The organism is Helicobacter mustelae (genome assembly GCF_900476215.1).
GTDB lineage: Bacteria > Campylobacterota > Campylobacteria > Campylobacterales > Helicobacteraceae > Helicobacter_H > Helicobacter_H mustelae.
On the sequence record NZ_LS483446.1, the window covers coordinates 1349890 to 1368912 of the forward strand.

Genomic DNA, 19023 nt, shown 5'->3' on the forward strand with positions numbered 1-19023 from the left:
ATTCCTTTTTGCCAGACAAAACAGGAATGGGAGAGGGACTTGATTGGATCCTTGGGCGCAAAAACTAGCCTAAATTACCAGGCAATGCGAGCTCCTCTCCCAAACGCTCATCATCCAGGTTTTTTGTGGCTTGATATTCGTGCTCCTCCATACCCTTGGCGCGATTTTCAAAACGCGTAAATCTTTTGCTAAACTGGATCTTGATATCTCTAGTTTCCCCATTGCGATTTTTTGCCACCAAAATCTCTGCATCACTTACTTCTGCATTTTGCAACTTCTGAAATTCCTGGAGGGCTCTTTTTAGCGCCTCGTCATTTTTCTGCCCCTTTTCTTGGAGATCACGACGCAGACGCTCGATTTTGGAGCGCAGCTCACGGATGTGGTAAATCTCTTCGCGATAAAGGAAAAGGATGATATCTGCATCCTGCTCGATAGAACCAGATTCCCGCAGATCTGAGAGAATGGGGCGCTTATCATCACGCGCCTCTAATGTGCGATTGAGCTGGGAAAGCGCGATGATGGGGATTTGCAACTCGCGCGCAAGGATCTTTAGCCCCCGACTAATCTCACTCACCTCCAAGTGGCGATCGCGATTTTCTTTATCCACCCCGCGCATCAACTGCAAATAATCCACGATGGCAATGCCAATATTGGGATTTTGGGATTTGAGTTTTCTGAGTTTGGAGCGCAATTGATGGATGTTTAGAGAGCCGCCATCATCGATAAAAAGCTCTCTTTGAGCAAGCTGATCTGCATAGCGAGTCAAAATGTCAATTTGCCCATCATCCAAATTTCCAATTTTTAATTTTTGCAAGGGAAGAGAACTAAGCGCTGAGATCATTCTCAACATCAATTGCTCTGCTGGCATCTCCAGGCTAAAAACTGCCACCCCTATGTTGCGATTTAGAATATGTTGGGCCATATTCAAAAACAATGTCGTCTTCCCCATGGATGGGCGCGCGCCAATGATGATCAAATCCCCCTTGTTAAACCCAGTGGTCACCTCATCTAGCTCCAAAAATCCCGTGGTCACCCCAGTGATAATCGAATTGCCCCTTTGCTTATGCTCTAAAATCCTATCAACAGTGGAATCTAAAATATCCTTGACATTGCGAAAATCACTCTGCGCACTATTTGTAGAAATCTCAAAAATCTTTTTTTCCACTACATTTAAGATCTCAGCGCTATCTAACTCCTCATTCAAGGATTGCTCCCGCAGGGTGTTGGCGAGGCTGTGCAGCTCGCGCTTTAAAGAGATATTTTTAAGCTCCTTGATATATGCCTCGATATTGGCGATGGGATTGGTGGCCAAAATCTTTACAAACTCCTCATCACTGACCAATCTCTTGTCCACTCTATTGCGCACAAAATCCTCATCCAAGGGATTTTTTTGCTTGTGCAAACTCACACAAACTTCAAAAATATTGCGATGGGCAGGATAGGCAAAATCTTTGGGCTGCAGATCATCTAGGATGTTTTCAAAATTGGAGGGATCAAACAAAATGCTAGAGAGGATGGTGCGTTCCAAATTTGCATAATAACCTGTGTTTTCCATGGATTTATCCCTTAAGCAAATGTTACATCACTGCAAAATTCTATCAAAAATCCCCCAAATTTTGCTGATTTCTACACTTTTAAATCTCTAAAATTGCCTCCTAAAAAAATTTTCAGTAAAATCTAAAAAATAACAAGAATAACAAGAAACATGAGAAGATTCACTCAAAAAATTCAAAAAAACCTAAGCATGGTTTATAATTTTCTAACCCATGAACAAGAGATTTTCTATTATGCTGCGAGTCTGAGTTTTTACACCATCTTTGCCATCATCCCGCTATTGTTTATCATCTTTTCCATCCTTTCCCATCTCCCGAGCTTCCAATACCGACTCGAAGATGTAAGGAATGTAATTTTTTCTTATATCATCCCTATAGATAGCGATATTCTCAACAATATGCTCAATGACTTCATGATCAATGCGCCAAAAATGGGGATGGTTGGCTTTGTTTATATTATCTTTACTTCGCTTTTCTTTTTTCGCAACTATGAATTTATCACATCAAGAATGTTTAACTCAAAACCACGTAAAATCCTGGATTCTTTGATGGTGCATTGGCTCCTAATTACCTTTTTCCCCATCATGATTATGATATTTTTTTATGGCAGACATGAGTTAAAATCCATCCTTACTAACCCATTTTTGATTTTTCTATCCATTAAGATTGCTCCCTGGATTGTCAATTGCCTCTTTTTCATGATGCTTTTTCAAATCTCTGCCAACAAAACGCTCAATAAAAAAATCCTAATCTTTTCTTCATTCCTCTGTGCGAGTATGTGGCAGTTTTTCAAGTGGGCATTTTTTTATTACGTCACTTACAACAAGGCATATCCTAGCCTTTATGGCTCAATCTCGATTCTGCCAATTTTCATGCTGTGGATTTATATTTCTTGGACGATCCTGCTGTTTGGGATGCGATTGTGCGAAGGAATGAATATTTTCACGGATTCTAAAGAAGCAGCAAAAGACACCGACCTCAAATAAGGCCGATGTCCCAAATATCAATCTTTGTAAATAACTTAACAAAACAAAAAGGAGAGCAGTGCACAACCTACGGCAAAGAAAGGAGGGGGAGGTAACCTTGCCATACTGTGCACTGAGTCAGCTTTGACGCTGACTGTTAGAATACTAACAAAAAAAACCTAATCAAAGTAAATGACAAAAATAAATCATCAATAATGTTGCTTAAGTTAAGATAAAAATATGCTATAATCAGGCAAAATCAAAAGTTCCAGAAGGATAGGAATATGCGCATCTTGCTGATTGACAAGGACGACAGCTTCATCAAAAATCTCAATAGCTTTTTTACAAAGCGCAATTACCAAACTGATGTTGCTGGCAATCTAAAAGATGGCTATTATTTCATTGATATTCGCAATTATGATGTGGTTTTGCTCAGCTGCACCTATGATGATGCCTCAGAGCTCCTAGTAGACATCAAGGCAAAAAATCCAAAAACCATCATCATCGTCACCGACAAAAAAATCCACCCTGAAACAGAAATTAAAATGTTCAAACTCGGCGCAGATGATTATATCCCAAAGCCCAGCGATGAAAATGCTCTACTTGCTAGGATCGAGGCAAGACTGCGCTTTAGCGACACAGAAGTCATCAAATTTGGAGATCTCATCATCAATCCTGCCGAGGAGCGCATCTCCTACAAAGAAAAGGAGATTGAGGTCAAGGGCAAGCCATTTGAGGTACTCACCCACCTCGCTCGCCACAAGGATCGCATCGTATCCAAAGAGCAGTTGCTTGATGCCATCTGGGAGGAGCCAGAGCTCGTCACCCCAAATGTCATCGAAGTTGCAATCAATCAAATCCGCCAAAAGCTTGACAAACCCCTCAAAATCTCCACAGTGGAGACTGTGCGACGCAGGGGATATCGCTTCTGCTATTCCGAAAAATAATTCACACATTCTGAGATCATTTTTATGACTTCTTAATATTTTTACATCTGGGCTATCAGGCAAGTTGACCCCCACTCGTAAAAAAATCCATTTCATCGTCAAAAACACTCATTTATCGCTTGCAAAAATGCGATAAATCCTCATGCTAGGAGGCCCCAATCCAAATACCTTCCTACAAAAAAGCAGCAACACTTTGGTTCTGTTTTTGCCCATCGTAAAAATAATCACCCCCATGAAAAGCATGCCTACCCACACCCCTCAAAAGCCCATCCAAAAATCCAGCTCAGCCCTTTAGCCAGCCCTTAATTTTCTCATAGGCCAATTCAAAAATCCCCTTATGAGGCTCACTCTCCTGTCCAAAACTTTTGTGCAATTGCTCTAATAATGCCTTTTGTGCTTTATCAATTTTTCTGGGGTAGATAGTCTTTATAATGACGATAAATCTCCCTTTTTGATGTGAGCGCACACCCTTGACTCCTTCATTTTTGAAGACAAATTGCTCACGATCTCTTGTGCCAATTGGCAGATTTAACTCCACCTCACCTCTAAGCGTAGGAATCTTAATCTGCGTACCCAAAGCAATGGAGGTAAAAAACACCGGCACTTCTATATAGATATCATCTCCATCACGGATGAAATGCTCATCTTGCTCCACGCTGATATGCACATACAAGACCCCTCTTGCAGCATTTTTATTGAGCAGATTTCCATGTTTTTCCATACGCAAAGTATTGCCCTCATTCACTCCCTCAGGAATATTAACCTGCACCTCCTCTTGATGGGATTCATATCCCCTGCCCTTGCAGGTTTTGCAATTTTCTGCACTCATCTCCCCTCTACCTTGGCAATGCGGACAGGTCTGCCCAATAGCCATGAATCCCTGTTGAATAAATACCTGCCCCCTTCCCTGACAATGCGAGCAAGTCTGAAGTTTTCCATTTTTGGCACCGCTGCCATCACAATCCTTACAATAGGCCTTGTATTCCAAATTAATGCTTTTTCTGCAGCCAAACACTGCTTCTTTGAAGCTTAGATTCAGCCTAATTTCGAGATCTGGATGAAATTTTGCTTGTTTTTTTTGTCGACCTCCACCAAAGCCCCCAAACATATCAAAGATGGATCCAAAGCCTTCAAACAAATCACTGAAATCCGCGCCACTAAAACCGTGATAACCTCCATTTTTCAATCCCTCCTTACCATATTTTTTATAGATTTCGCGCTTTTCATCATCGCTTAAAACCTCATAGGCCTCATTAACTTGCTTGAATTTTTCCTCTGCTTCTTTGTCGTTGGGATTTCGATCAGGATGATATTTTAATGCCATTTTACGGTAGGCTTTTTTAATGATTTCCTTATCATCAGTCACACTAATTTCTAGTATTTCATAATATTCCAAAACATTCTCCAAAATTCACATTTTTTAAAAAATGCTAAAATTGTAGCAAAAAATCCTAGAGAAATAAGGCTGGCTGTGAAAAGTTACAAAAATAACCTAAGGCATTTCAATGCTCTATTAGAATCCCTAGAGCAGATCCCTGCCATCGGGAAAAAAAGCGCATTAAAAATCGCCTATGCCATCAGCGTGGAAAATAAATTTTTGGGACTAAAAATCGCACACTGCATCGAAAATGCCATCTCTCATGCACGCAACTGCAGTCTATGCAATGCGCTGAGTGAAAATGAATTATGCGACATCTGCAGTGATGAGAATCGCGATTCCTCACAATTATGCATGGTCTTGCATTCTAAAGATATTTTTACCATCGAAGAAACAGGGGATTATAAGGGATTGTATTTTGTCATCCAGGATCCAAAGGCACTAGATTTTTCTAGATTGCAAAAACAAATCCTAGACCACCAAACAAGAGAGATTATCTTTGCCTTCAGTCCTACGCTGGCAAATGATGCCATCATGCTGTATATCGAGGATAAGCTCCAGCATTTGGATCTGAGTTTTAGCAAAATTGCCCAAGGTGTGCCAACGGGCATAGGGCTAGATAATGTCGATCAACTCTCGCTTTCCAAGGCCATCCTCTGGCGCACAAAAATCTAGCTTTTTTAGCAGTTGCTTTTTGTATTTTTGTAGTATAATCCCAGGCATTGTTTTGATTGATTCAAGCAAAATTACAAACATAAAGGAAAGAAATGAAAAGGATCGCTCTTTTTGCATTGGCAAGTTCTCTTAGCCTACTTCTAGCAGAAGCTCCTGCTATCTATAAAAAATGTCAAATATGCCACGGAGCAACAGGGCAAAAGATGGCTCCAGGTGCCAAGCACACTATCGCAGGACAGCCTAAAGAAAAATTATTAGCAGACCTCAAGGGCTACAAAGCAGGAACTGCTGATAATGGGGGAAATAAAGCAATCATGTACAGACAGATGAAAAATGTATCTGATGCGGATATCGAGGCATTGGCAGAGTATATCTCAAAATTGCCAGCAAAATAAAAGTCGGATTTTTCCGACTCTACGGACACTATGGCACAAATTCTCATCGATTCTCAAAAGTATAAAAATAATCTTGATCTCATCACATCTCATTTGCATGATAAGACAAAACTTGCAATCGTATTGAAAGACAATGCCTATGGGCATGGACTAGAAGAGATGGCCCATCTTTCACACAATTATGGCATCAAGAGTGTTTTTGTCAAAAATGAGTCAGAGGCACGAAAAATAGAGCATCTCTTTGAGCATATCACAATTTTTTATGGCATCCCAAGCTCCCCCTTGCCTCCAAATCTCCACCCCGTCATCCATTCCAATCAAAATCTAGATCTCCTCGCCTCACCCTGTTCTGTGGAGCTCAAAATCAACATCGGAATGAATCGCAATGGAATCGCGCCAAGGGAGCTAGAATCCATGATTACAAAAATCCTCCAAAAAGATCTAGGGCTATTTGGTGTGTTTGCACACAACGGCTATGGGGATGATCTCATGGAGGATTTTCAAAACGGGCAGCAAATCTTCCAAGAAATCAAAGAGCAAACCCTCTACCTCTCCCAAAAACTAGGATTCCCACGCCCCAGATTTCATTCCCTCAATTCCTCTGGTACGCTAAGAAGCCGGGAATTCCCGGATGATTTGGTGCGCATTGGCATGGCAGCATATGGCTATTGTGGAGCAAATTTCCCCCTTGAGATTGCAGACAGACTCCAGCCAATCGCCAGTCTCTGGGCAGACAAAATCTGCACGCATTATCTGCCTAAAGGCGCAAAGATTGGCTATAGTGGGATGAGCGTGTTGCAAGAAGACAGCTTTGTGAGCACCTATGATATTGGCTATGGAGATGGGCTCTTTCGCTTTGATGGCACACAACCTCCTTATTTTAGCGCTGATGGCTTTTTAATCCTGCCAAAAACTTCCATGGATTGCTTCTCAGCCCTCAGCACAAAAGAGCGCATTTGCGTATTTGATGATGCTAGGACATTAGCGCAGATCTTTCATACCATCCCCTATGAAATCTTGGTGCGCATCTCTCCTTTTATCCAAAGAATCATCCTTTGATGCAAGAAAGAATCTATGCCCTAAACCACGCTCCCATTCCCTTTTATTTCTCTCAAAATGCAAGAGATTTTATCGTAAGAGAAATCCCACTCTATGCCTTTAGCAACAAGGGAGAGCATCATATCTTGCACGTCCGAAAAAAAGGCCTAAGCACCCAGGAAATGCTAAAAATCCTTAGCAATGTTTTGGGATGCAGGATCCAAGAATTTGGATATGCGGGACTCAAAGACAAATCTGCCACTACCACGCAATATCTCTCCATTAATAAAAAATTTACCAAAGATCTAGCCATCCATCTCCCCGTCCTCAAAGAGCAGGGGATCAAAATCCTTGATGAGACCTATCATGACAATAAGATTAAGCTCGGTCACCTCAAGGGAAATTCCTTTTTTATCCGTCTCAAAAAAATCACTCCGCTGCTTGCCATGCAATTAGAAAATGCTATTCAAAAAATTCGCACACAAGGCCTGCCAAATTACTTTGGCTATCAGCGCTTTGGCAAATACCAAGACAATCATAAAGAGGGCCAAAAAATCGCGCATAAGCAAAAAAAATATCGCAATAAAACCCTGCAAAATTTCCTGCTCAATAGCTATCAAAGCGAACTTTTCAATCAATGGCTCTGCAGACGCATCAAACTTGCCAAAATTTTTGCGCACTTCTCTACAAAGGAAATCCCAAGGGCGCTTAAGCTAGAAGGCTTTGACCTAGAGCCTCAAAGCATCCCCCTCCTCAAAAACCAACCCCATTTTTTCAAAATCCTCAAGGGTGATGTCTTAGAGCATTATCCATTTGGGAGGCTTTTTTGTACCAATTTAGATGAAAATGATGTGATGCGATTTTTTCAAAAATCCCTCGCTCCCACAGGCTTGCTCTGTGGAAGGGGGGCATTTTTGGCACAAGATGATGCGCGAAAAATTGAGGAATTGTTCATTGATGATAAAATGGATTGCAATAGCACTAGACGCTATGCATGGGTATGGCCAGAGGAGGTTACTTATCGCTTTTTAGAAAAAGAAGCATGGTTTGAAATGGGGTTTTATCTGCCAAAGGGAAGCTATGCTACAATCTTTTTAGAAGAACTCGCTCATCAAGAAATTTCAATCCATTGATTCAAGGAGGATGCATGCATTTTGAATCCATTATTGCCCGCAATCATCAAAAAAGCATGGCAGTGATTTTTACTTACATTGCGATCTTTATTTTTGCAGGCCTCTTGTTGGATTTGGTGCGCATCAATGCAGCAAATTTCACCAATGGACTCATCTCCCTCATAAGCTTTGAGGTTTTCCCCACTATCACTGTTGTGATGTGCCTAATCGCAGGAATCCTCATTGCTTATAGCATCAGCAGCTTTGATCGCATCATGCTAAGTGGCAGCAACTACAAAGAAATCAATCCTTGCTACACCCTGAGCACCAAGGAGCAAAAAATCTACAATCTTTTTCATGATTTACTAAACTCTGCCAGACTCCCCTTCACACCAAAGCTCTACATCATTGACGCACCTTATATGAATGCCTTTGCAAGTGGGTGGAATTCTAGAAATTCTCTCATTGCACTCACTACTGGGATCATAGATCGTTTGAGTGATGAGGAGCTACAGGCAGTGATGGCCCATGAGCTCAGTCATATTCGTCACGGAGACATTCGCCTCACCCTATGCGTGGGAATACTGAGTAATATTCTGCTTTTAATCGCCAATTATGCAGTGTTTTTTTTACTGGGAGGAAATCGCAGAGAAGGAGCAAACACAGCGCGAAATATTTTGCTTATCTTGCAGTTTGTTTTGCCCATTTTTACCTTTTTGCTACAAATGTATCTTAGCCGAAGCAGGGAATATATGGCAGATAGCGGGGCGGCATATTTGATGCATGATAATCGAGCGATGATTCGCGCACTGCAAAAAATTTCCCAAGATTATTCAGAAAATGATTATAAAAATCTCGATATCAACCCCACACGAAAGGCTGCCTATATCTTTAGTGAAGATGCATTCAGCACCCATCCCAGCATCAAAAATCGCATCGCAGTTTTATTGGGGAAAAAATATGATTAATTTTGAAAAATTCTTCTTGAAAATCGGAGAGGATCCCAACCGAGAGGGCTTAAGAGATACTCCAAAACGCATCAAGAAGCTTTATGAAAGCCTCTTTGATGGCTATCATAAAGACATAGATCAAGCACTGGGCAGCGTGTTTAATGAAGAGCATTTTGATAGCATGATTACGCTCAAAGATATGGAATTTTATTCCATGTGCGAGCATCATCTCCTGCCTTTTTTTGGCAAGATCCACATCGGTTACATTCCCAATGAGAAACTCGCTGGCATTGGTGGGCTAGCAAGGCTGGTGGATATTTTTGCACATCGCTTGCAAATCCAAGAACGCTTCACCAACCAAATCGCTGATATATTGATGCAAAAGCTAAGTCCCAAGGGCGTAATGGTAACTTGCGAGGCGACACATCTTTGCATGCGCATGCAGGGCATGCAAAAACAACATGCCAACATCCACACCAGCGCAGTCAGAGGGATTTTCAAAACAGATAGCCGAACGCGCTCAGAATTCATCGCCTTTGTGGCAGCAAAATCTTAAAGATTCTTTGCCTTTTTAGACAGAGCCAAAACAATCCCGATGGCGATGCAGTTAGCGAGCATGGAACTGCCCCCATAAGTGAGAAATGGCACAGCAATGCCCTTGAGTGGGATCACACCTGTCACACCCAAAGCATTAATAAAGAATCCTCCCCCCAAGAGCAGGCAGATCCCCATGCAAAAGAGAAAATGAGGCTTTTCCTCCATGCGATTTGCGATCCGCAAAATCCGAAAAATAATGAACATAAAAATCATAAGACACAGAAGAAATCCCACCAATCCCATTTCCTCACTCAAACCCGCTAGCACCATATCTGTATGCACATCACTCAGAAATCCAAGCTTCACAATCCCCTCGCCAATCCCTTGTCCAAAAAATCCCCCGTGAAAAATCGCATAACCCGCATTATGAATCTGATAGGGCTCAGGGACATTTTCGATGCGAATGAGGCTGGCAAGATTACTGGGAAGATAATTAAGGATGGAGTCTTGAAACACTCCCCACCACAGCCTAATACGCTCCATGCGATGAGGATAGATGGCAATCAACAAAGAACCTCCCGTTAAAGCTGCGAATAAAAAGCTAAAAATTAGCAATAAACGACCTCCGCTGAGTGCGAGCAAAACTACAAATACCACAAGAAGCAAAAATGTTTGTCCAAAATCATTCTGAAAAAAGGTAAAAATCAGCACGATGAGGGCAAACACCACCAAATAAGGAATAATCTTTTTAATCTGCTCACCTAGGGTATCTTCTTTGTCAATCTTGCGAGAAAAACTCCATGCCAAAAAAAATACAAAGCCTATCTTGAAAAATTCCACAGGGGCAAGAGAGAAGCCAAGAAAGTGAATCCAGCGCTTAGCCCCGCCAGTGACTGGCGCAATAGATTCTGGCAAAAACAGTAGCACAATGCTAATGACAAAAAACACCCCAAAAATAAAAAACCCTAGGCTATTGAAAATCTTGTCCATATCAAGATAAGAAAAGCCCCACATCAAAAAAATCCCAAGGGATGCGGCAAAGAATTCTCGGATAAAAAAATGAAATTCCCCATAATGATAATAAATTGCAGGATAAGTGGAGAGAGAGAAACTCATAATCGTGCCCATTGTAATCAACAAAACACAGAGAATAAAAAGCTTAGAATCAGCCATGAAAACCTCTTGGTGGATTTGCATCTTTTGCGTATTTTATCAAATTTTCCCCTGCTTGGCAGATTTTGCCTGGCAGATTTCACCCCCATATTACGCACTTGGGATTTTACAAAATCCTGATAGAAAGCCCTTTAAACCCCAGTGAAATTGAAAATGAGGCTAGGATGCAAAAGAAAGCAATACCAAAGCGCAGTATGGATTTTTAAATCTTAACATCCTGGTAAAGAAGGGTATGCCATCAGCAGCGCTGCAATGATGTTGTTGTTAAAATCAACCAAAGATAGGGATTTATGAGGATTTTCACAAATCCTTGAAATTGTCTGAGGGAATTTTGCAAGCGATGTGCAAAATGGCTGCAGAAATTTTACGATTTGGGCGTGCGATGCGTGAAAATCAAGAGAGGAGGGCTAAAAAAATGATTGCAGAAAATATTCAAGAAATGCAGCCAAGAGCCCCTTTCATTTTAGTGGACATACATACTATTTTGGAATATTTTTTGCTTGGATTCTAACAAATTTTAGGAGTCACCGTGAATAGAAATCCAGTGCTTGAAGTTTCAAGGGCCTATCCCTTTGTCTATGAGGCATTAGACTATCGCTCCATGCGTCAAGATCTCATTGCTAGCAATATCGCCAATGTGGACACTCCTTTTTATCGTCCTAAAGACATTGATTTTGAGCATTATCTCGCCCAAGAAAAGGCCAGAATTTTTGATAACAAACCTCATTTGGAACTAGAAATGGCACAAACTTCTAAAAATCATCTTAAGGGTGGGGATACACAATCCTACCGCCCTACTACATTTTTTCGAGATGGGCATCTGGCGCGCAATGATGGAAACAGTGTGGACTTGGATGTAGAAACTAGTGAGATGGGAAAAAACAGCATAATGTATCAAGCCCTCACCACCGCGCTCAAGAAGCACAGAGGCATCTTTACTTATGCAATAGATTCTGGAAGAAATTTATAAATAGGAGATTAAAATGGCTTTTTTATCAAGTTTTGACATCAGTGGATATGGACTCTCAGCACAGCGCTTCCGTACCAACATCATTTCTAGCAATATCGCCAATGCAAATACCACACGCACAGATGAGGGCGGGCCCTACCGCAGACAAGAGGTTGTTTTTAAAGCCTTTGATTTTAATAAAATCCTGAATGAAAAAATTGCCAAGGAAAATGAAAATCTCGCCTATGAAGATCCCCTTGATGAAAAAGAATTCGGAAAATTACCAAAACCCGCTATAATGAGCGTCTATGTGGACAAGGTTGTACGCGATGATAGGGAACCGTTAATGAAGTATGATCCTAGCCACCCTGATGCGAATGCAGATGGATATGTTGCATATCCCAATGTCAATCCAGTGGTGGAGATGGCAGATCTAATTGAGGCAACAAGAGCCTACCAAGCCAACGTCGCAGCATTCCAAAGTGCCAAAAATATGGCCAACAATGCAATTACTATGTTGCAAGCTTAATGAGGTGAAAAAGATTCATGGAAAAATTAAACACAAGCAATTTACTCAAGCTCAATCAAGTGGATCAAAAAGCGAGTGCCAGTGTCAAGAAAACCAGCGACAGTAATGATTTTTCCAAACTTTTAAAAAAATCCATTGATGAGCTCAATCAAGCCCAAGAAAGCTCTGACAAGGCATTGGTAGATATGGCAACAGGTCAGATTAAGGATTTGCATCAAGCAGCCATCGCTATTGGCAGAGCAGAAACCAGCATGAAACTCATGCTAGAGGTGAGAAATAAGGCCATTAGCGCTTACAAAGAGATTTTGCGAACGCAGGTCTAAGCGACTTTAGTCGATGAATGAACAAAGCGGAAGAATTGTCAAAGTTTTTTCGGTATTTGTTGTTTTTATTATCATCGCCTTGCTCCTTTGCCTCTTCACCCTGGGCAAGATCCTAGGACCCAATCACATTCCTTTTTGGCAAAGCAAAAGAATCCAAGTGGCCACGCGAGGATCGATTTATAGTGATGATAATTTCGATCTTGCCTCCAGCCAAGTCCTCTACAAAGTAAGCATCAACACCCTCTCCATCGATCCAGATAAACGTGAGCTTTTTATCAATCTTTTTAGCATTTACAGTGGTATGAGCAGGGAAGAATTACAAGCCAAGCTCAAGCAAAAGGGCTACATTGTCTTCTCCTATAATATCCCTGCAAATGTCGCCGCCAATCTTAGGCAGCTTAGGAGCAAGCTGCTAGCCTATGATGTATTTCGAGAATATCAAGATAGCAGCGGCAGAATCGTGCAAAAGATGGGTATTGATGTGGAGGTCAGCGGCATCAATCGTAATTACGCCTATAATGATGCATTGGAACCAGTTTTGGGCTATGTGAAAAAAAGAGAAGCCAGAAGTGTGACCATCCCTGAGGGAGTCAAGGGTCTGGAGAAGTATTACAACAAAGAACTCTCTCCCAAGCAAAATGGGATCGAGAGGGGAGATCGTGATATCCGCGGCAACATCATCCGAAACAAAACCACAATCCTAAGAGAAAGAATCAATGGTTCAGACATTGCCTTGCATGTCAATCTAGGCTTGCAGCGCAAAGTCGAAAAAATGCTCGATGAATTTTATCAGCAATATCAGGTTGATGAAATCGTAGCTGGGGTGATGGACCCAAAAAGCGGAGCGATCTTTGCACTGGCAACCACCAATCGCTTTGACCCCAAGAATATCACTTCAAATCATGCCCTCAATGCCTCTGTGACAGAGCGCCCATTTGAGCCTGGGAGCACGATTAAGCCCATTGTTTTTTCGATTTTGTTAGACAAAAATCTCATCAATCCTCTAGAACTCATCGATTTAAACAAAGGGTTTTTGCAGCTAGGGCGCTACACCATCAAGGATGACATCTATCCCAAAAAAAATTCCATCGTCCAAGACATCCTCATTCGCTCCAGCAATGTGGGCATGATTAAGATCTCGCGCAAACTTAGTGGAAAGGAATTCTATGAGGGACTTAAAAGCTTTGGTATCTCAGAGGCAAGTGGCATCGATCTGCCCTATGAGCGCGATGGTGTGATCCCAAGCATCAGAAAACTAAGCGGGGAGGCTTATAAGGCAAGCGCATCCTATGGCTATGGTCTCACCACAACCTTCATCCAGCTATTACGGGCCTATGGGGTTTTTTGCAATAATGGAATCCTAGTCACCCCACATTTGATTAAAAACATCACAGATCCTGATGGAAAAATCACCACCCCCACATTCCCCACCAGACAGGCTATTGCCGCACCCACCGCGCGCAAGATCCAGGAAATTTTAATCAAAACCGTGCAAGAAGGTACAGGAAAACGTGCTAAAATCGATAACCTCATCGTGGGTGGGAAAACCGGCACAGCAAGGATTGCCAAAAGTGGGGGCGGATATAGCGACAACATCTATAATGGCTCTTTTTTTGGTTTTGTTAAAGGAGGCAATCAAACCTATGTGATTGGGGTAGTGGTATTTGGGACGCAGCACAAAGAAGATTATTATGGAAGCCAGACTGCCGCCCCTATTTTCAAAGAAATTGCACGTATCATGCAGAAACAAAATTTTTTTAAGGAACAGAAATGAAAAAACTTTTAATTTTAGGATTGTTGAGTGGATTTTTTTGGGCAGATCAGGTCGAGGAAAACATCATAAAAGCCTTTGAAGGGGAAAAAATGCCAGTGAAAAAAATCATTGCCATAGAAACCCTCAATAGTGGGCTTTCCATCGCACTGGTAGAAGAGGAGAATGGCATGCAAATGCCTGTTTTTATCACCAGTGATGGTAAAAATATCATAGGCATTGGTGATCCTCTCATTATGGGAGATCATAATTTCCAGGAAAAACTTCGCCTGATGTACAAAACAGCAATGCATCACAATCAAAAAAGCACTGATGTTAAGATTCTAAAAAGCGTCCCAGAAGATGCATGGATCCATCTCAATGGGCAGGGAAAAAGCGGCAGCATTTATATGGTCGTGGACGCCAATTGCTCTTTTTGCAAACAAGAAATCGCAAAACTAGAAGAAACCATGAAAAACTATAAAGATGTTTCCTTGCTCTTTGTGGGACTGCTTAATGAAAATTCTCTGCACAAAGCCACCAAGGTTTATAAGCTGATCAAAAACACAAAATCCCAGCAGCAAATCATGGCCATTATCCACCAATCTTTTGATAAGAACTTCAAGGCAGATAAAAATGTGGATAATAGTTTTGCGCAGAAAAACAGCAAGGCCATCATCTCTGCTGGCGTGCGCGGTGTGCCCTATATCATCACAGATTAATTCCTGGCAATAATTTTCAGAATCCGCCAAGCATAAACCCCACGCCATCAAGCCTCTTGGAGGCGATAGGAAAATCTTATGAAAATCCATGAAAATCCCCCACAAGCCCAGTATCACAGGGCCATCCCGACTCCTTTATCCCCCACGTCCATCCTACCCACCCATTCCCCTTACTTGACCCTTGATCTCATTTGTATGCACCGCTTGGGTCATTCTACCCCGATTTATCCACTCTGCTTGACCTCTGGTCTCACTCATTTTTTCACATCATGAGGTACACTGAAATGCGAAATTTTTTACGATACCAATTTGCCAATCTCTCTGCATCCTTTTGGGGAGTACTGTTTCTTTGCTGTGCATGCGTGCTTGTTTTTGGAATTTACTCCCAAGATCATGTCCTCAATCTCATTGGCGCCATTCTAGGCGTGCTTTTTGCTTTTTTTGCTGGGGCTGGCAAACCCATCTGCTTCATATTTGGGATTTTCTATTCTGTATTGATGATTTTCATCACATTTGAAGCAAAACTCTATATCGAGCTGTGGCTCAATCTTTTTTATCTCCCCATCAATGTCATAGCCCTGACTCTATGGCAGAAAAATCTCAATGACGAAAAAAAGCGTGTGCGAGTCCATAAACTCACCCCCACAGCTCTGCTTTTAGTTCTTGTTGGGATTGCCATCCTAAGCATAGCATTATGGCAAATAGGTGTGGCATTTCATGCGGAATTTGCCCTGCTTAATTCCATTACCACCGTTTTGCAAATCGTTGCATTCATCCTGCAAACGCAGCGTTATGCCCAGCATTACTGGCTTGTGACATTGGCAAATCTTATTATGGTTTACATTTGGCTTAAGATTTCTCTTGGAGATTTCAAATTCATCTTCCAATTCCTCAATAGCCTTGTGTTTTTGGGGATCGGAATTTATTATGCCCTGCAGTGGTACAAAATAGCAAGCGAGAAAGAATCATGAAAAATCATCCAAACAAAAAAGCATTCATTTTGGCCAATGGATCCTTCCCAAAGAACAAAGCGCTGCGCACACTCTTGCATGATGCAGAATTCCTTGTTGTATGCGATGGCGCGATGCGCCATTTGGAAGCTCTTGACATCCTGCCTCATGCCATCATTGGCGATCTAGATAGCATCTCCCCACAGCTCAAGGCAAAATACCAGGATCGCATCATAGAAATCAAAGAACAAAATAGCAATGATTTGAGTAAGGCATTTTTTTATTGCATATCCTTGGGATATAAAGAAATCACAATCCTTGGTGCAACAGGAAAGAGGGAAGATCACACGCTAGCAAACATTTCTTTGCTTTTGCATTATCACTCCTTTGCAAAGGTTATTCTGCGTAGCGATTATGGCACTTTCCAGACCTTTGCAATCAAGCAAAGCCCCCATGTGATCCAAAGCTTCAAGGGACAGCAAATCTCTCTGTTTTGTTTAGATCCAAGCGTGCAACTCACTAGCACCAAACTCAAATATCCTCTCAACGATCTTTCTCTGCCATTGTGGGCAAATGGCACGCTCAATGAGGCTCTAGGCACGGATTTCACGCTCTCTAGCAATAAACCAACCCTAGTGCTTGTCTATCAAACCCTATAAGCACATTTTCAAGTAGGGTTTATTATAATTGAGCAAAACTCATAGGAGAGACTCATGGTGGAAAGATATGCGCGAGAAGAAATGAAAAAACTCTGGGACATGCAGGCAAAATACCAAGCATGGCTAGAGGTAGAAAAAGCTGTGGTGGTGGCCTGGAATAAACTAGGTTTGATTCCTGATGAGGATTGTGAAAAAATTCTAAAAAATGCAAAATTTGACATCGCAAGGATTGATGAAATCGAAAAAGTCACCAAGCACGACCTAATTGCATTTACCACTTCTGTCGCCGAATCCCTGGGAGAGGAGTCTCGCTTCATTCATTATGGCATCACCTCAAGTGATTGCATCGATACTGCAGTCGCCTTACAGATGCGAGATAGTCTAAAAATCATCATTGCAGATGTGGAAGCGCTGCTAAAGGTGCTCAAAGAAAAATCCTATACCTACAAGGACACATTGATGGTGGGACGCAGCCATGGCATCCATGGGGAACCCATCACATTTGGACTGGTTGTAGCCATTTGGTATGATGAAATCAGGCGCCACTTGGAGTCTTTATTACACACTCTACCCATCATCGCCACAGGTGCTATTAGCGGAGCGATGGGCAATATGGCCCATACTCCCATGCAATTAGAAGAACTTGTATGCCAGGAGCTCAACCTCAACCCCGCCAAAATCAGCAATCAAGTCATCCAGCGCGATAGTTATGCGAGGCTAGTTTGCGATCTTGCCCTGCTTGCAAGCAGTTGTGAAAAAATCGCCATAGCAATTCGCCATTTCCAACGCACAGAAGTCTATGAGGCAGAGGAGTATTTCAGCAAAGGCCAAAAGGGAAGCTCTGCCATGCCTCATAAGCGAAACCCCGTGCTAAGCGAAAATATCACGGGGCTCTGTCGCATGATTCGCTCCTATGCCATCCCTGCGATGGAAAATGTTGCCCTATGGCATGAGAGGGATATCAGCCACTCTAGTGTGGAGCGATTTATTTTGCCAGATAGCTTCATCACCACAGATTTCATGCTCAATCGCCTCAAAGATCTCTTGCAAAATCTTGTTGTTTACCCTGAAAACATGCAAAAAAATCTCAATCTCACTGGGGGCTTGGTCTTCTCTCAGAGAATCTTACTCGAACTGCCAAAAAAAGGCATCAGCAGAGAGGATAGCTACAAAATCGTGCAGCGCAATGCCATGAAGGTCTGGGAAGATCTCCAAAAAGGAAAAAGCAGCGTGAATGAAAAAGGAGAAAGCCTATATTTGCAATACCTTTTAGGAGATAAGGAACTTGTCGCACTCATAGGGGAAGAAGCAATAAAAAACTGCTTTGAATACAGCTACTACACCAAAAATGTAGATCAAATTTTTGCAAGGGTGTTTGAATAATCCACAAGCCACTCTCACAATTCCAGGGGATGGGATTGCAAGGGTGCTAATTTTTGGATTTTTATAAGGGATGGATTTATAGGGTTTTTTTGAGTGATTCACAACCCCATCCACTTAATTACAAACACAGAAAATGGAGCACCCAGGAATAGCTTAAAACAGCGAATTTAAGGGATTAGCAAACAAAATTGAGTTGTGGCATTAGGTAATAATGTGCAGGGAATCTAAGTCAAAGGATTGTCTTGCTTGACTTCATTTGCAAACTCACTTTAATATGCGGTTTTGCATATGGGCAGTGAGCATAAAACAAAGAGAGCGCAGAGAAACTTGAAGTGCCAGGGTATTTCCTAGACGCAGCCAGCGGGATTTCACATCAGCAGGATTGCTAGAAATAAATGAAATATTCCAAAGCAGAAAAATCCTCTAAACCCATGGGATGAAAAACATAAAAAAATGAGCAAAAAACTCACAGAGCAGCGATGGAACAAAAATAAGGATGCTTAGGACCAAAGGGGTGAATTTGAGTTTTCCAATCAGAAAAAAGCAGCGTGAATGAAAAAGAAGAAAGCCTATATTTACAATATCTCTTAAAAGAAAAGAGCCTTGTCGCACTCATAGGGGAAGAAGCAATAAAAAACTGCTTTGAATACAGTTACTACACCAAAATACAAATGAAAAATTTAGAGAAATGAGAAATTAAGGAAACTTAAGGGGATAGAACTTTTTGCTTTTTGTCATGATTAAGAGGCCAAGAGCGAGTCTTGGCTCTTGATGCTAGATTTTGAAGGGATTTTCTACCACATGCTTTCTATCCACGATATAAGGAATCAAAGCCATGTGTCTTGCTCTCTTGATTGCTACCTCCACGCGCTCCTGCCATTTTTTGGTATTGCCTGTCAATCTTCTTGGCATAATCTTGTATCGCTCAGACAAAGAATGCTTGAGCATCTCCACATCTTTGTAATCGATAAATTCAATCTTTGCCTCTGTGTATTTGCAGTATCTTTTTGAATATTTTTTTCTTTCCATTTCTTC

The 19023-nt window shown here is 41.7% G+C and carries 22 protein-coding genes; 18 read left to right on the forward strand and 4 right to left on the reverse strand.

What is annotated here, in order from left to right:
* Window positions 1-64 precede the first annotated feature (64 nt).
* Window positions 65-1555: a replicative DNA helicase gene (locus DQN48_RS06485; protein WP_013023553.1), complete on the reverse strand. Its 1491-nt coding sequence runs from the start codon at window positions 1553-1555 to the stop codon at window positions 65-67.
* Between the two features lie 150 nt (window positions 1556-1705).
* On the opposite strand from DQN48_RS06485, the gene DQN48_RS06490 reads away from it, so the two are divergent.
* The gene (locus DQN48_RS06490; RefSeq protein WP_013023554.1) at window positions 1706-2539 is read left to right on the forward strand and encodes a YihY family inner membrane protein; all 834 of its coding nucleotides are present in this window, start codon (window positions 1706-1708) and stop codon (window positions 2537-2539) included.
* 263 nt (window positions 2540-2802) lie between these two features.
* Window positions 2803-3465, forward strand: a complete 663-nt coding sequence (hsrA, locus tag DQN48_RS06495; protein WP_013023555.1) for a homeostatic response regulator transcription factor HsrA — start codon at window positions 2803-2805, stop codon at window positions 3463-3465.
* Between the two features lie 283 nt (window positions 3466-3748).
* Here hsrA and dnaJ read toward each other — a convergent pair whose 3' ends face one another.
* Window positions 3749-4873, reverse strand: a complete 1125-nt coding sequence (gene dnaJ / locus DQN48_RS06500) for a molecular chaperone DnaJ (protein WP_231902617.1) — start codon at window positions 4871-4873, stop codon at window positions 3749-3751.
* 63 nt (window positions 4874-4936) lie between these two features.
* Here dnaJ and recR point away from each other — a divergent pair, with 63 nt between their 5' ends.
* The 6 genes from recR (at window position 4937) to folE (ending at window position 9569) form a co-directional block, all read left to right on the forward strand.
* Entirely contained in the window at window positions 4937-5518 is a 582-nt protein-coding gene (gene recR, locus DQN48_RS06505; protein WP_013023557.1) for a recombination mediator RecR, read from the forward strand.
* A gap of 92 nt (window positions 5519-5610) precedes the next feature.
* Window positions 5611-5913, forward strand: a complete 303-nt coding sequence (locus tag DQN48_RS06510; protein WP_013023558.1) for a c-type cytochrome — start codon at window positions 5611-5613, stop codon at window positions 5911-5913.
* A 30-nt stretch (window positions 5914-5943) separates the two neighbouring features.
* On the forward strand, window positions 5944-6972 hold the full coding sequence (locus tag DQN48_RS06515) for an alanine racemase (RefSeq protein ID WP_013023559.1): 1029 nt from the start codon (window positions 5944-5946) through the stop codon (window positions 6970-6972).
* Window positions 6972-8084, forward strand: coding sequence for a tRNA pseudouridine(13) synthase TruD (truD, locus tag DQN48_RS06520; RefSeq protein WP_013023560.1), 1113 nt, complete (start codon window positions 6972-6974; stop codon window positions 8082-8084). Before DQN48_RS06515 ends, truD begins: the two co-directional genes overlap by 1 nt.
* A 14-nt stretch (window positions 8085-8098) precedes the next feature.
* Entirely contained in the window at window positions 8099-9031 is a 933-nt protein-coding gene (gene htpX / locus DQN48_RS06525) for a zinc metalloprotease HtpX (protein WP_013023561.1), read from the forward strand.
* Window positions 9024-9569, forward strand: a complete 546-nt coding sequence (gene folE / locus DQN48_RS06530; RefSeq protein ID WP_013023562.1) for a GTP cyclohydrolase I FolE — start codon at window positions 9024-9026, stop codon at window positions 9567-9569. Before htpX ends, folE begins: the two co-directional genes overlap by 8 nt.
* Here folE and DQN48_RS06535 read toward each other — a convergent pair.
* Complete coding sequence (locus DQN48_RS06535) at window positions 9566-10747, reverse strand: FtsW/RodA/SpoVE family cell cycle protein (protein ID WP_231902618.1); 1182 nt, start codon at window positions 10745-10747, stop codon at window positions 9566-9568. The two genes, folE and DQN48_RS06535, sit on opposite strands and share 4 nt — an antisense overlap.
* Window positions 10748-11072: 325 nt before the next feature.
* Here DQN48_RS06535 and DQN48_RS07720 point away from each other — a divergent pair, with 325 nt between their 5' ends.
* The 10 genes from DQN48_RS07720 to DQN48_RS07725 all read left to right on the forward strand — a co-directional run bounded on the left by DQN48_RS07720 (window position 11073) and on the right by DQN48_RS07725 (window position 18680).
* Window positions 11073-11234, forward strand: a complete 162-nt coding sequence (locus DQN48_RS07720; protein WP_013023564.1) for a hypothetical protein — start codon at window positions 11073-11075, stop codon at window positions 11232-11234.
* Window positions 11235-11324: 90 nt separating this feature from the next.
* Window positions 11325-11693 (forward strand): flagellar basal body rod protein FlgB, encoded by a 369-nt coding sequence (flgB, locus tag DQN48_RS06545; RefSeq protein WP_049762238.1) that lies wholly within the window; start codon window positions 11325-11327, stop codon window positions 11691-11693.
* Between the two features lie 13 nt (window positions 11694-11706).
* Window positions 11707-12201: a flagellar basal body rod protein FlgC gene (gene flgC / locus DQN48_RS06550; RefSeq protein WP_013023566.1), complete on the forward strand. Its 495-nt coding sequence runs from the start codon at window positions 11707-11709 to the stop codon at window positions 12199-12201.
* A gap of 17 nt (window positions 12202-12218) precedes the next feature.
* On the forward strand, window positions 12219-12524 hold the full coding sequence (gene fliE, locus DQN48_RS06555) for a flagellar hook-basal body complex protein FliE (RefSeq protein WP_013023567.1): 306 nt from the start codon (window positions 12219-12221) through the stop codon (window positions 12522-12524).
* Window positions 12525-12537: 13 nt separating this feature from the next.
* A complete protein-coding gene (locus tag DQN48_RS06560; RefSeq protein WP_013023568.1) occupies window positions 12538-14298 on the forward strand; it encodes a peptidoglycan D,D-transpeptidase FtsI family protein in 1761 nt (586 codons plus the stop codon).
* Window positions 14295-14996, forward strand: a complete 702-nt coding sequence (locus DQN48_RS06565; RefSeq protein ID WP_013023569.1) for a thioredoxin domain-containing protein — start codon at window positions 14295-14297, stop codon at window positions 14994-14996. Before DQN48_RS06560 ends, DQN48_RS06565 begins: the two co-directional genes overlap by 4 nt.
* Before the next feature lie 284 nt (window positions 14997-15280).
* Window positions 15281-15967: a nicotinamide riboside transporter PnuC gene (gene pnuC / locus DQN48_RS06575; protein ID WP_013023570.1), complete on the forward strand. Its 687-nt coding sequence runs from the start codon at window positions 15281-15283 to the stop codon at window positions 15965-15967.
* Window positions 15964-16605 (forward strand): thiamine diphosphokinase, encoded by a 642-nt coding sequence (locus DQN48_RS06580; RefSeq protein WP_013023571.1) that lies wholly within the window; start codon window positions 15964-15966, stop codon window positions 16603-16605. The genes pnuC and DQN48_RS06580 overlap by 4 nt, the downstream gene beginning before the upstream one ends.
* A 54-nt stretch (window positions 16606-16659) precedes the next feature.
* Window positions 16660-17988: an adenylosuccinate lyase gene (gene purB / locus DQN48_RS06585; RefSeq protein ID WP_013023572.1), complete on the forward strand. Its 1329-nt coding sequence runs from the start codon at window positions 16660-16662 to the stop codon at window positions 17986-17988.
* A gap of 548 nt (window positions 17989-18536) precedes the next feature.
* A complete protein-coding gene (locus DQN48_RS07725; RefSeq protein ID WP_170118062.1) occupies window positions 18537-18680 on the forward strand; it encodes a hypothetical protein in 144 nt (47 codons plus the stop codon).
* Between the two features lie 82 nt (window positions 18681-18762).
* On the opposite strand, the gene rpsR is transcribed toward DQN48_RS07725, so the two are convergent.
* On the reverse strand, window positions 18763-19017 hold the full coding sequence (gene rpsR / locus DQN48_RS06590) for a 30S ribosomal protein S18 (protein WP_013023573.1): 255 nt from the start codon (window positions 19015-19017) through the stop codon (window positions 18763-18765).
* Window positions 19018-19023 lie beyond the last annotated feature (6 nt).